We start from the raw sequence: 14,084 nt of genomic DNA on the forward strand, positions 1-14,084 counted from the left end.
AACATCTCTGATGTTGATGCCTGATAAAATCTGCACTCTGGCTTAACTATTCTGATAGCTTCAAGCATATTAGTTACACCGATAGCATCAATATCTGCTGTTGTACAAGGTGTATCCCATGATGTAGCTACAAAAGACTGTGCAGCAAGATTATATACCTCATCTGCCTGTGATATTCTCATAGCTGATATTAATGATACGATATCCTGCATATCTGCATATATAAAATGTATCTTATCCTTAATGTGGTCTACATTACCATAATCAACGACACTCTTCCTTCTCATAAGACCATATACGTTATAGCCTTTTTCAAGAAGAAGTTCTGCCAAATAAGAGCCGTCCTGTCCTGTAATACCTGTAATTAATGCATTTTTCATAATTCTACTCCATTCTTTAATTTAGTCTGCATATTTTATAAATATTCATTCTTTCCTGCTTCTCTTAAACTTGCAAGGACTTTCTTTATCTCTCCAGCATTCTCTTTAGTTGAAATAAGTGTCGCATCTTTAGTATCAACAACAATCATATCTCTTAAGCCTACTGTTGCTATAAGCTTGTCTGCTCCTTCAATTACACAGTTCTTTGTATTAACAGTAACAACATTGCCGTTGACAACATTGCCATCTTCATTGTTCTCTTTAATTCTACCGACTGCAAGCCAAGAGCCAACATCATCCCAGCCAAAATTACCAGCTAATGTATATATATCATCAGCCTTTTCCATAATTCCATAATCTACTGACTGTGATTCAAGGTCAGGGAACTCTTTCTCAAGTGTAGCCTGATAATCAGCTGTTCCAACAGAAGCCTTAATCTTCATAAGTCCATCATATGTTGATGGCATAAAGCTCTTAAAACAGTCAAGTATTGTTGAAACCTTCCATACGAACATACCTGAATTCCAAAGATAAGAACCATCTTCAAGATATGACTTGGCTGTTTCAAGGTCTGGCTTTTCAACAAACTTTTCAACTGAATAGCTCACACCTTCCTTGTTATCCTTATTATATTTGATATAACCATAGCCCGTCTCTGGATAATTAGGTGTAATACCTACTGTTACAAGATTAGCTCCGCTCTCAGCAACCTCACAGGCATTAACAAATGTATCTTTAAATATATCATTATGCTTAATAAGATGATCTGATGGAAGAACTATCATAACTGCATCATCATATTTAGATGCAACGTGTACCGCTCCAAGACCTATACAAGGTGCTGTATTTCTTCCTATTGGTTCACAGAGAATATTCTCTTCTGGAATACCTGGAAGCTGTTCTTTAACAAGCTCTCTATAATTAGCATTTGTTGCAATATATACATCTTTAATGTCAACTAATGGACTTATTCTTTCCACCGTAAGCTGAATCATCGTCTTACCGTCATCTGTTAATGACAAGAACTGCTTTGGAAGGTTCACTCTACTCCTTGGCCAAAATCTCTCGCCTTTTCCACCTGCCATTATCAATGCTGTTTTTTTCATGATATACCTCATTTCTTAAATAACTGAATATTTAACGTTTCAATATAGGCACACTACGCCTTTCTATAAGCTTTAAAATTATATCCCAACAGACCCTATTTGTCAATTTTTCCTGGCTTTATATTCACTGAATTATGGTCTTTGCATAACATTATCTTAACTTGTAGAAACTTAATGTGCCATCATTACTTACAATTGGTGAAATGCCAAGCTTTTCTGTAAGCTGGCTCTCTATCCTTCCAATAAACTCTTTATCATTCTCCCATTGGGCAGTTCTTTCTTGTGTCATAAGCCCCTTATCTGGATTTTGCTCTTTAACGCCTGCACACACTGCCAAGTCTATCTTTAATCAGTTCACTATTTCCTTAATTAATTATATTTATAATAATTTTATCAAACTGGACTTTATTATTCAACAATATGTATCTGTTTTATTAGACATTTTCTATATGATATTATATAATAAATCATTAGCTTTCCAGCAACGCCAACTGGCATTAAAGCTTTTATATTCTATAAATAATAGGAGATAATGTATGTCATATAACTTAATTAACCAGTTCAAAAAGGATAATAAAATAACACCTAAGGGTATCCTTTTTATTTTTATGCTGTTCGTTATTGTTGTACAGTCTGCAATAATTATTTACAGTAACTTATTTGAACTTGAACATCACCTTGGATTTGATGCTTCATCAGCTTATCTGCAGGCTGTTGAAATATGGAGATGTAAATCTTTAGTTCCATCAACCTTTGCACTGACAACTACTCTTGGTCTTGATTCACCGACTCCGCTTGCCGCACTTTTCTACGGCATTACAGGAAATATCTTTCTCGGATTTGGAATCGCCAATATTATACTTGATGTTGTAATAGCTGTTATATTCTATAACCTATTAAAGGAATTCAAATTATCCGCTTTTGAGATTGCTCTTGGATTTATCTTCCTTTTATGTCCATTTATGACACCAGACCATTTCATAGATAACAACCTTTCTTATTTTGCAATGGTTCTTGGCGAGCAGGGCTCTTACAGCGTAAAGATAATAACTATGCTTCTTTTATTATGGGTTGTCGTACAGTTAGAACACCGTAATAATAAAGCTTTACAGGCTGGCTCAGAAAATGTATCGCACAACAATATCAAATTATATATATCAATTGTATTTGCAACACTTTTCTCTATGCTTACAGCAATTTCAAGTGGAATATATGTTGCTATTACAATATTAGTTCCTTGTGTGTTCTACTATGTCTTTAAGATTATCTATAAGAATTCTTTAAAGGTGCTTAAAGACTATGGCTTTATATTTACTATGGCACAGCTTGTATTAACATTTGCCTGCAAAGCCATATCAAGTCATATATTTGTTTTCCAGTCTAAAGAAAGCTCTATGGTATTAACAGGTATATATGAATTCTGGCACAACATAGGAAGTCTTATAATGGGATATCTGCAATTACTGTGTGGAATTTCTATTGAAACAACAACAAGCCTTTTCTCATTCAGGGGAATAATCCAGATATTATCCATAGGCTTTATATTATTCATATTAATTCTTATGGTAATATCTGTTAAACGCATTATTAAAGAAATAAAACAGAAGGATATCGACTTTACAGAGATAATTCCATATACAATAATATTAGTTAATATCGCAATATTCATATTCTCTTATACTTTATATGATGGATATTTTTTTGAATACCGCTACCTTATTATTGTATACCTTATGCAGATTGTAATATGCTTAAAGGCTATTAATAAGCTCAGTGATGAGCATATATTTAAAGCACTCATTACATTTGCAATATCATTCGTGCTCTTATGTGAAAGCGTTGGATTATTCAGGCTCTATCACGAAAAGACTATAGACTCCGATACTCTTGTTCCTCTTCTTGAAGAAGTCGATACTCTTGATGTTCCTATAGCATATGTATGGGGTACAACTTCTGCGCAAATGCAGATAGATGCAAGAAATTTCAGAATAATGGATCTTAATCTTGTATACAGAACACTTACTGATGATACTTATCAGAGAAGCAACCGCTGGGGCGATTATCTTTATTATGATGAAAACAGCCAGTGGACAGGAAGAACCGTGCTTATCACAACACTTGATGATTTGACAACACTTCCTGAATTTATAGTTAACAAATATACTTTTGTTAATAATTACGGTGATTATCTTATATATGTATCAGAAATCAATCCTTTTGATTTAACTGCATTCGATAATAACTGTACCAAAAATATTAATTTTATGTATTCAGAAGGCGTTGATATTGGATGGGCTGAACTTGACAGTAATGGCTATCTTGTCGCTGATGATACTGTTTCTGGCAACATTATGAATATGACACTTCCTGGTGTTGAAAAAGGAACATATTCCGTTACAATAAACTACTCATCTGATGACAATAATTCAGATACTTATTTTGAAATATGTAACCTTGCTGATGACAGTGTTATTGCCAAGGCTTCTGCAACAGCATATAACGAAACTACAATTGATAATATCGAAGTAAATGATACTTCTGATTTAATAATTAAATGCTTCAAAAAAGACGGCTACAGCCTGATATTAAAGAATGTGCATATTAACAGGAAATAGCTGGAATAAATCTTATATCAATAAAATCCCCTTATATATTGGAAATACAGCCAGTAAGATTTTTATCTTCTGGTCATACACCCAATATATAAGGGGTATTTTATAATTATTATAATGTTATAAACACAACTAAATATTTTAACCGGACATAACCAATTAATAATTTAACCTCTATTATTAATTAACTGGAACCCAGTATTCAAGCACTGCTGAGCCTACTGTAAATTCATCTGATAATTCAAAGCGTTCATAGAATTTATCAAGATTAACACCTTTATCAGTTAAAGTATAATGTGCATTATAATCCATAATTATCGGCTCATCAATGTTATCAAGTTCATTCTGTAAATATTCCAATGACTGAGGATATACATCTAAATCTGCAAAGTCTATAAAATAATATCCACTATCCCAGCCAAGTTCGTAATATACCATAGGAATTGAAAATCCTATCGCCTTAGTGTCTTTAGCACATACATCCGCTATATGCTGTATCTCACTGTTATATACTTCTGTATTTCTCATATCTGACAGTTCATTACCGCCCTCAACATATGAATAGTTGTATACTCCTGCCGCACACATAGCAAGAAGTATCCCTGCTGACAATGCCGCAAAGCCTTTTAAGAGTATCGAAAGATATCCTGCCTTGCTCTTCTGGTAATTCTTTATACAATAATCTGCAAATACAGCAATCATAATCACTGTTGTAAAATGAACAATTGTAAGATTACCATACGCTGTACGGTTAATATAATATGTCATCTGCCCAAGTGCCATAACTGCAACAACTGCCATAAAGGCATCATATCTGCTGTCGTCAATATTCTTATCACCTGTATTAAGATTAGAATTAAAGAAGACATTCCCTATAAAAAACAATCCAAAAAATGCTGTTATAAGCCATGCAACAATACCTTTCTGGTATTCATATCTAAGATAATCAAAATAGTCTGAATTCATAAGTGGGAATATGAACTGCTTAATGCTTATAAAGCTTCCACCCATAAGAACATTGATAATTCCTGTAATAACCCACGCTCCTGCTATTGTTCCTATAAGTGCCAATACAACAATCAATGTGTTTGTATACAGACCTGCCTGTTTGAAATTATATTTTTTGACATTATCAATAATATAGTATGCTGCTACTGCTATAGTGTATACAATGCCTGTTTCAAAGTTCCATATTACTGATATCATAAGCAGACATACATTAATAATTATATATACAGGCTTATAACAGTATTTTCTCTTAACACCAAAGAATAAATAAGCGAGTATTATGCCTGCAAATAATGTTCTATGTGGTACAAGCTGGAAGTAAACTCCTGTATGCAGTGAACAATTAACAACAATAAGTGCAGTAACCGCCATTATTCTGACTGCATTGTTACTTACAAGTTCAATTATTACATAGGCAGCTGCCATATATGAAAATGCTGACAAGGCTGCCATAAGTATCATAAATGTATTAATACCACCACCAATAAGCTTTAATATTGGGGCTAATATAAGTGCATAATATCCATACACACCTGAATTAAGACCGCTTCTTGCAACACCATTAACCGCTGAATACACTGTATTAAAATACGCATCAAAATGATATACATTATAATCTGTTGAATACACATTAGGCAGATAAAATGAATAAGCATATATAAGCCCTGCTGCTACCGCAAATAAATACAGATACACCTTATTCTTAACCGGTTGTACCACTGCATTTTCTTTCTTAATAACAGCAAGCATTATTATAAATATAGCTGTCAATGCAATCACAGTAATCTTTTCATTAGCGTGATACAGGTAATCATCTGCTGCCGGTCCGTCAAACAGATTAACCTCATTAAGATAACAGCCTATAAGTATGCCGAATACAACTAATATAATAAGAGCTGATATAACACTGTACACTTTATTATTACTGCCTGATAACTTTAATCTGTTCTTTACTGCCGGAATGTTCATAATAATACATACCAGCAGGCAGAACACAAGAAGAAATACAGCATATGGAATTATATTTGATGTAATCTTTCCACTGTATACAGGATTGCCCTCTATCTTATATACATACAGCTCAATGCCAGCTAATGCAACAAGATATGCTATGCCTATGCTGAATATTTTTCTTATTAAATTATTCTCACTATTCATTATTATTAACTCTCTATTATTAACTCTTTATTACTGATTATTATTACAACCAGCTATTTTATATTCATAATTTCATTGTCTGATTTATTCTTCATCCAATAATGGTATAAACATAATCTCTTTAAGTTCTTCTCTTGATAAAAATGGAGCTAAATCCTCAAGTGGAGGACTTACAAGTGTTCCGTCCTCTAATCTCTTAGTACTGCTCTTTGGCTCCCATACCTGCTTGGTATCTGTAAATATTTCACAGAATACAGGACCATCTGCCTCTAATACCTTATCAACTGTTTCCATCATCTCTTTGTTAGATGAAGCACTGTAATAATCATAACCAAATGCTTCAGCAATCTTCTTGAATTCAGGGAAAGATAAATCTCCTGACTCTGGACCAATTCCTATTTTGCAATGCTCTTTAAACAGATTGTTCTGTGTAAGTCTTATTGAATGGTAACCGTTGTTATTAATGAGGAATACTTTAATCGGAAGCTTGTTAGTAATTATTGTCTGGAGTTCCTGCAGATTCATCATAATACTGCCGTCACCCTCAAGACATATAGTAGTTCTTCTGCCACCACCTATACAAGTACCGATAGCTGCCGGAAGTCCGTATCCCATACTGGCAACAGCACTGTTATTAGCCATTCGGCTGCCTTTTTTTATAACATAAGTCTGATTACCTACAACACAGCACGCCCCATTAGATACTGCTGTAAGGCTGTTCTCTGGAAGCTGGCTGCTTAAGTATTTGATAAATGCATATACATTAGCTGTGCTTCCATTTTCCTCCCACTGCTTTGGCTGTACGACAGGATATTCCTTTTTCCACTTCAATGTTGTACTGCACCACTCATCTCCTCTGAATACAGGTGCTATATCTGAAGCGTATTTATCAAGCTTTGTAAGGAAATCCTTTGCATCTGCCCATACTGGCATTTCAACGTGGATAGTTGGCTTCTTTAACTCAGCTTTATCTATGTCTACCATTATTACTTCTGCGGCTCTCGCCCAGGTCTTCCAGTTATATCCTGTCTGGCGGATTGATATTCTTGTTCCTACTGCTAATATAAGGTCAGAATTCTGTATAGCCCAGTTACCTGGTCTGTCACCCATATTACCAGCTCTTCCACAATAAAGAGGATTATCATCTTCAATAAGGTCAACTGCATTCCAATATGTCACAATAGGAATATTAAGCTTCTTGGCAACTGAACGGAATACATCATATGCACCCGAAAGTCTTATTCCATAACCTGCGTGAAATACTGGTCTTTTCGCATTCTTAATCTTTTCAAGAACAGCCTTGACAACGCTATCCTCAACAGGCGGTGGAAGCAGCTTATCATCTTCCTCTGGATCATAACCCCTTAATTCATCTGTTTCAATATATCCACCCTGATAATTAACCGGAATATCTATCCATACAGGACCTGGTCTTCCTGTTGTAGCAAGGTGCCATGCCTTCTCAAGAGCATATCTTATATCCTTAGGGTCTTCAATCATAGTTGCATATTTAGTCATATTAGATACTGACTTTACTATATCATATTCCTGATCACCCATAGCTCTTAACGGAGTTTCAGTATACGATAAGGCATACCTTGCTGTTGTATCATATCTTACCTGTCCGCTTATTATAAACATCGGTATTGAATCAAGCCAGCCGCCAACTACACCTGTAAGTGCATTAGTTCCACCCGGTCCAGTTGTAACACATACTGCTGCAATTCTGTTATCAATTCTTGCATAGCTTTCAGCCGCCATAGCACAAGCCTGTTCGTGATGATTATAAGTTACCTTAAGCCCTTCATTGTGTCCAAGTGCATCATTAAGGTGCATAGCTCCTCCACCTACTACAGAAAACACATCTGTAACACCGTGGCTTACAAGAAAATCTGCAACATAATCAGCTAAACGTATTCTCATACTCTAATCTCCATTCTATTAATCATTTTATAATTATTCTTATACTTTACAAATATTCGTATATCGTCAATATATAATTCTACCGGATTCTCTGTGTCGCCCAAAATCGTATCGCTTATATCTTCTATTTCGCAGACGTGAACCACATACACATATGAGCAATATAAATCATAGCTTCATTATTATCATCACTAAACCATTTTTAATTCTATCCAGAGCTATGTCATCTAAAACTTATAGAAGCTAAGACAGCCATTATCACTTATAACCGGCTTTGTTCCTGTTGCTTCTGTCAAATCACTTTCTAACTGTTCTATCTGTTCTGCAAGGTACGCTCTTCTGTCAATATATATTCCAGCAAAACCCGCTTCCTTTAAAGCCTTAACCATATCATCGGCTTTCAGGCTTCCGATTTCTTCATTCCAGCTATCGCCTTCTCTTCCCTTAACAGAACCATAGCTCCATTTAAGTTTGTCTGAATGAAGATAACCAACGAAAAGATGATAATCCCACATATCATTCTGTGACTCACCCTCCGGATATTTATGATATGGAAGCTGATAAATCATAGAGCCCTCATCAACTGAACTTTCAATGTATGACACAAGCTTATCATCACTTGCATATTCATCCTGTATTGCCTCATAGGTTTCTGTTGGTGTCTTGCCACCGCAGCCTTCCCATATACTAAACACACATACAAGTCCTGTCACTGCTGTTACAATAATTGAAGCTGTGCGTTTATCAGCTTTAAGCTTATCAACAATAGCTCCCATAAGCATAGCCACCGCCAATATACATACATATTCAATAAATATCGAAATTCTGTTATAGCCTCTTATCTTATCTGTGATCAGAAATGCTATCATAGTTCCAAGTCCGCTTGTTGTACCAAGAAGCACAAGCATAATATTAATCTCAGAAAGTGCTCCTAATCTCTTCTTTAATGCACTGTCCCTGTTCATAAACAAAGTGAACATAAGTATAAAGAAACCAATGATTGCAATAATTCCAAGGTACTCTGTAACATTTTCATTAAGATATGTAGTATTGCTGTCATACATATCAATAGCCTTCTGTATTATGCCTATGCCGTGTGCATTTCTAGGCATAAAAAGCATAATGAGCTTTAAGCCATACATCTCTGTCTCGATAAATCCAGCTCTTGATACAGCATCCTGATTATCACCATGCTGTAAATTATATATCTTGGCCGGCACCATACAAAGAATAAAGAATACTGCAATAACTACACATATTGAAAGTGCTCTGACAAACCCTTCCGGCTTCTTATTCTTTAACCACTTGCATACACCTGTTACAAGAAGTATAAAGCAGGTGAAATATGGATAATAACCTATTCCGTTATTAGCAATAAGCAGTGCAATTACAATTACAACATAATTGATTGGTCTTTTAAAGAACTGCTTATCAAACTTAAACACTTCTTCTCTTTCAAGAATATAAAAGCATAAAAGGAATGATAAAGGCACAAAATAAGCCTCTGCAAGCACCATATGCCCCACACCTCTTGCAAGCATAAATGGTGACATTCCATATACTGCTGATGTCAATGCTGAAATCCAGCAGTTAATTCCAATCTGTCTCATTACGATATATGACACAACTCCTGCAAATATAAATATGCTTAAATATGTAAGATTAAATCCTACAACAGCATTACCGCCAGCAAGGAATACAAATATTTTCATTATAACCATTCCGGCATTATGCAGATAGTTAGCTGAGAAATCATACATCTGTGTTCCATTTGGTGCACCCAGCCTGTCCGTTGTCATAATCCAGCCCTGTTCTGAGAACATCTTGGCATCTACAAGCATACTAAGGTCATCTCCGCCTGAATATGCTATTGGATATGTTATATCAAAATTAAATAGATTAAACTTATAAATCATTGCCACTGTTATAATAAACAGCATAAGTATAACACTTGCATATTCCTGCCAGTTATTCTTCACATGATTACTTATTTTCTGCTTCATTCTTCTCTCCCACAAGCTTAATTATGTCATCAAACTTCTTCATAATATCTTCCCACTGGAAGTAATCTTCAACATACTTTCGTGCATTCTTACACATAATCTCATATACATCTGTATGTTCAAGCAGATAATTAACACAGCCTTCGAATTCAAAGAAATTCTTGTAATAAAGACCACCATTACTCTTAACGCAGTGTCCCTTTAACACATCACATATACCATTAACTATAACTGGCTTTGATAATGTCATAGCTTCTAATACTGAAATTGAAAGACTCTCGAACTTAGATGGAAGTATAAGTGCCTTAGCACCACTTATTCCGTCAAATTTATCCTCATCAGTAACGAAACCAAGACTTATAATATCAGGGTGCTTAGGTATCTCACATACCGCCTTGCCCATAAGCACAAGCTTAAGATTATTCTTATTACGCTTCTTATATTCCATAAAATAATTAAAAAGTCTTGGACAATCTTTACCTTCATCAATACGTCCTACATATATAACATAATTATCAAGGTTATATTTCTTCTTAAATCTATCAGCATCAACAGTTGTTGGAACATCTACACCAACACCGCATACTTCGTATGGAACATCTTCATTATGGAATATTGAGTGTACCAGATCCTTTTCCTCGTCTGTAAGGAATACAAACGCATCCGCAGCCCCGAACACCTTTTTATACATATCAAAATGTATAAATGGTTCCTGATGTGCTGTAGGAATAAATATTGCCTTATTCTTAATTCTTACAATACTCTTAACCGCTGTATAGTAAAGATAAGTTACAACAATAATTGCCTCATATTCGTCCTGATGTTCATCAACATATTCTACAAGCTCTGGACAATATGGTCCCATATGCTCTATCCATCTGTCCGATAATTCTTCGCCCGCATTGGGATTAGAAAGCATTTCAGAATCAAGTGCTGAGAATACCTTAGGAATTCTTTCGTGTACTGTCTTAAATCTTCTTACAGTTACACCATTAATATCCTCAACACCTTCCTTGTAATAATTCTGCCATTTAACATATTCAACAGCACAGGAAGTAAGAACTTCTACTTCATACTTAGCCTTAAGTCTTTCAGCAATCTGTCTTGAATAAAGTTCAGAACCGCCATTAACCTCTAATCCGTATCTTTGATTTATAATAGCTATCTTTTTCATATTTATCTCCGTTTCTAACTTTCAAAAAAATCAAGAAATCTCTTAACAATTACATCCCATTTGAAATTATCTAATACAAACTGACGTCCTGTCTTACCCATAGTCTCAGCAATTACAGGATTGTCCATATAATAATTAACACATCCTTCAAATTCAAAATAATCATTAAAATATAATCCTGAATTAGACTCTTTAGCGAAATTAGATGTTACATTGCAAGCCGCATTAACAAGAACTGGTCTTTCACACAGCCAGCTTTCCATTATTACAATAGAGAAGCTTTCATTCTTTGACGGCTGGCACAGACATACCGAACCTGCACAGGCATCATATTTATCCTGTATATCAAGAAATCCCAGATCAACTACCTTATCTTTAATATCCTCTGGAATATTAATATCTCCTCCGCCTATTAAGACAAGCTTTAAGTTCTTATCAGGATTTCTTCTTGTAAATTCGCCAAAATATTTTATAAGTGTATATATATTCTTGGCTTCATCTTTACGTCCTGCATATATTATATATGGTTCATTAATATTGTATTTCTTTCTGAACCTGTCAGCATTATATTCAAAATCTGTTTCTACGCCTTCTCCTAAAAGCACCTGATTAACATTTCTTAAATCAAGCACTTTATTGGCAAGTTCCATCTCCGGTCTTGCGTGGAATATAATTCCTCTTAAATCCCTGAATGTCTCTCTATAATGTCTGAAATAAGCGTATGCCTCATCGTGCAGGCACGGAATAAGAATTGACTTAAATGGACACGCCAGTATCCCATAATAAGTTGTACCAAACATATATGGAATAAACACATATCTATGATATTCCTCACTATGCTCCCTGAGATAATCATACATATCAGGACTATTGACCATTTCCCTTATGAATATATCTTCTTCATCATAGGATATTGTCTTTCCCTGCATAACCTTGGCATTAATTCTATGAAATTCTTTCATATTGCCTTTTCTTACTTTGAATCTTCTTATTGGAATTCCATCAACTATCTCTACACCTTCCTTGAAATAATTCTCAGTCCAGTCAGCAGTAAACTCTTTTACACAGGTTGTTATTATTTCCAAATCAACATTATTGGCTTTCAAGTGGGTCACAATTCCTCTTAATTCCTGTTCTGCTCCCCCTCGTATATCCTTATGATACCATGGAACTACAAATCCAATTTTCTTCATAATGCTCAATCCTTCTTATCAATAAACTTTGACAAATACTCCTTGAACATTGCAGATATATTATCATAGCTATAATATTCAAGTCTTTCATTTTGTTCTTCTATAACATAATCCCTTAACTTCTTATCTTTAACCATCTTGTCAATGCAGGCAGCTACATACTGTGGATTATTATCATCTAATATCATACCCTTATGGTTCATAGTTTCAGGCACAGCAGCCCTGCCATAAGCAATTATTGGAACTTTGAACTTCATTGCCTCAACAATCGGAACGCAGAAGCCTTCATGCTCACTCATACATAGAAATACATCTGCTGTCTTATAATAAGCAAGTATCTGGTCAAACTTTATATGTCCTGTAAATATAACTGTTCCACCCATACCAAGCTTCTTAGTATATTCTGTAAGCCTTATATAATATGGATCATCATATCTGAACGAACCAGCCAGTATAAGACGTGACTTCTTATTATACAGCCTGTTGTAATAATAAAATGCTGATATAAGATTTTCCTGCTTCTTATTAGGTGCAATACGTCCTGTAAATAATATATTCACATAGTCATCAGAATATTTCTTTACAACTGATTTGTCTGGTGCTTTATCATAATCAGACATTGGTATAATAATTGGAAGTACATCAATAGGGCATTTATAACCCATATTAAGCAGATCCTTTTTATTGAATTCTGAAACAGCAAGACAATAATCGACCTTATCAGCTAATGACTTAGCACCTTTAAGACCATACTCACATATATCACTGAATCTTTCATCATTATTCTTGAAGTATTCTGGTGGTGTTATGTTATGATACACTACAATTTTACGGCAAGGATACTTAGCCACATCAAAATTCAGGCGGCTTCCTGTTGACATATGGAATATTATAATATCATCATTCGATACATCTTTTAATTCTGAAATTGCAAGTGCCGTCTTTTTATCAAGTGGTGGTACTATGCTTTCGGCATATATTCTTGTCTGATATCCCATCTGCTTGATTGCCTTTTCCATAGCTACTGTATCATTACTAACAGCATCGCCATAAGCAATAGTAGATAATAACTGAAAAATACGCATATTACTTTCCGCCCTTTAATTCTTCTATCTCTTTCTTAAGTTCAGCTATCTCTTTATCTTTTTCTTCTATATAACAGTTCATCTGGTTCATCAAACGGACAATTGAAGCATTAAATCCATCCTGAGCCATAACGATAGGTTCTACAAAGAAATATACAAGCTTTCTTATTGCCTTTTTAAAGAATACTGTTACTTTTCCACCCTGTAATGGTCTGTATGGATTAACTTCCCATTCGTGGTTGGCAACATATATATCCTCATTGAATTTTACTTTATCAAACTTATTAACATTCATTGAACCAACATCAACAATAACATCATCAAAGCTTAATAAGTCATTAGTATAACCTTTAACTTCAATCTCTTTCTTAATCTCTTTCATAATTGATTCTACATTAATCTGTTCTGACATATACTCCTCATTTCTGTGTATCTGATACAC

General features: G+C 34.6%; 11 protein-coding genes. 1 reads left to right on the plus strand and 10 read right to left on the minus strand.

Annotated elements, in window-relative coordinates; translation table 11 throughout:
• The 3 genes from BM157_RS00870 to BM157_RS00880 form a co-directional block, all read right to left on the minus strand.
• Positions 1–380: GDP-mannose 4,6-dehydratase (locus BM157_RS00870; RefSeq protein ID WP_318255714.1), on the minus strand; the 380-nt coding region annotated here is incomplete at its 3' end.
• Positions 381–415: 35 nt separating this feature from the next.
• Positions 416–1,486, minus strand: coding sequence for a mannose-1-phosphate guanylyltransferase (locus tag BM157_RS00875; protein ID WP_022502959.1), 1,071 nt, complete (start codon positions 1,484–1,486; stop codon positions 416–418).
• A 151-nt stretch (positions 1,487–1,637) separates the two neighbouring features.
• On the minus strand, positions 1,638–1,823 hold the full coding sequence (locus BM157_RS00880; protein WP_055175633.1) for a hypothetical protein: 186 nt from the start codon (positions 1,821–1,823) through the stop codon (positions 1,638–1,640).
• Between the two features lie 199 nt (positions 1,824–2,022).
• On the opposite strand from BM157_RS00880, the gene BM157_RS00885 reads away from it, so the two are divergent.
• Positions 2,023–4,101 carry a hypothetical protein gene (locus BM157_RS00885; RefSeq protein WP_090139572.1) on the plus strand — a complete coding sequence of 693 codons (2,079 nt, stop codon included), beginning with the start codon at positions 2,023–2,025 and terminating at the stop codon, positions 4,099–4,101.
• A gap of 177 nt (positions 4,102–4,278) precedes the next feature.
• Here the strand turns inward: BM157_RS00885 and BM157_RS00890 are convergent, their stop codons facing one another.
• From BM157_RS00890 to BM157_RS00920, 7 genes are all read right to left on the minus strand, one after another.
• Complete coding sequence (locus BM157_RS00890; RefSeq protein WP_090139574.1) at positions 4,279–6,264, minus strand: hypothetical protein; 1,986 nt, start codon at positions 6,262–6,264, stop codon at positions 4,279–4,281.
• An 84-nt stretch (positions 6,265–6,348) separates the two neighbouring features.
• Complete coding sequence (locus tag BM157_RS00895; protein ID WP_022502962.1) at positions 6,349–8,187, minus strand: thiamine pyrophosphate-binding protein; 1,839 nt, start codon at positions 8,185–8,187, stop codon at positions 6,349–6,351.
• 227 nt (positions 8,188–8,414) lie between these two features.
• Positions 8,415–10,190, minus strand: coding sequence for a hypothetical protein (locus BM157_RS00900; RefSeq protein ID WP_090139576.1), 1,776 nt, complete (start codon positions 10,188–10,190; stop codon positions 8,415–8,417).
• Positions 10,171–11,364: a glycosyltransferase family 4 protein gene (locus BM157_RS00905; RefSeq protein WP_022502964.1), complete on the minus strand. Its 1,194-nt coding sequence runs from the start codon at positions 11,362–11,364 to the stop codon at positions 10,171–10,173. Before BM157_RS00905 ends, BM157_RS00900 begins: the two co-directional genes overlap by 20 nt.
• A 14-nt stretch (positions 11,365–11,378) precedes the next feature.
• Positions 11,379–12,557, minus strand: coding sequence for a glycosyltransferase family 4 protein (locus tag BM157_RS00910; RefSeq protein WP_055306401.1), 1,179 nt, complete (start codon positions 12,555–12,557; stop codon positions 11,379–11,381).
• Between the two features lie 5 nt (positions 12,558–12,562).
• Positions 12,563–13,642: a glycosyltransferase gene (locus BM157_RS00915; protein WP_022502966.1), complete on the minus strand. Its 1,080-nt coding sequence runs from the start codon at positions 13,640–13,642 to the stop codon at positions 12,563–12,565.
• A 1-nt stretch (position 13,643) separates the two neighbouring features.
• Entirely contained in the window at positions 13,644–14,054 is a 411-nt protein-coding gene (locus tag BM157_RS00920) for a hypothetical protein (protein WP_022502967.1), read from the minus strand.
• Between the last annotated feature and the right edge of the window lie 30 nt (positions 14,055–14,084).

It is taken from the genome of [Lactobacillus] rogosae (assembly GCA_900112995.1).
Classification (GTDB): Bacteria; Bacillota; Clostridia; order Lachnospirales; family Lachnospiraceae; genus Lachnospira; species Lachnospira rogosae.

Excerpts from the sequence above, each read along its gene's own strand:
- BM157_RS00875 (WP_022502959.1), bottom strand. The coding sequence starts at position 1,486 with ATGAAAAAAACAGCATTGATAATGGCAGGTGGAAAAGGCGAGAGATTT.
- BM157_RS00885 (WP_090139572.1), top strand. The coding sequence starts at position 2,023 with ATGTCATATAACTTAATTAACCAGTTCAAAAAGGATAATAAAATAACA.
- BM157_RS00890 (WP_090139574.1), bottom strand. The coding sequence starts at position 6,264 with ATGAATAGTGAGAATAATTTAATAAGAAAAATATTCAGCATAGGCATA.
- BM157_RS00895 (WP_022502962.1), bottom strand. The coding sequence starts at position 8,187 with ATGAGAATACGTTTAGCTGATTATGTTGCAGATTTTCTTGTAAGCCAC.
- BM157_RS00900 (WP_090139576.1), bottom strand. The coding sequence starts at position 10,190 with ATGAAGCAGAAAATAAGTAATCATGTGAAGAATAACTGGCAGGAATAT.
- BM157_RS00905 (WP_022502964.1), bottom strand. The coding sequence starts at position 11,364 with ATGAAAAAGATAGCTATTATAAATCAAAGATACGGATTAGAGGTTAAT.
- BM157_RS00910 (WP_055306401.1), bottom strand. The coding sequence starts at position 12,557 with ATGAAGAAAATTGGATTTGTAGTTCCATGGTATCATAAGGATATACGA.
- BM157_RS00915 (WP_022502966.1), bottom strand. The coding sequence starts at position 13,642 with ATGCGTATTTTTCAGTTATTATCTACTATTGCTTATGGCGATGCTGTT.
- BM157_RS00920 (WP_022502967.1), bottom strand. The coding sequence starts at position 14,054 with ATGTCAGAACAGATTAATGTAGAATCAATTATGAAAGAGATTAAGAAA.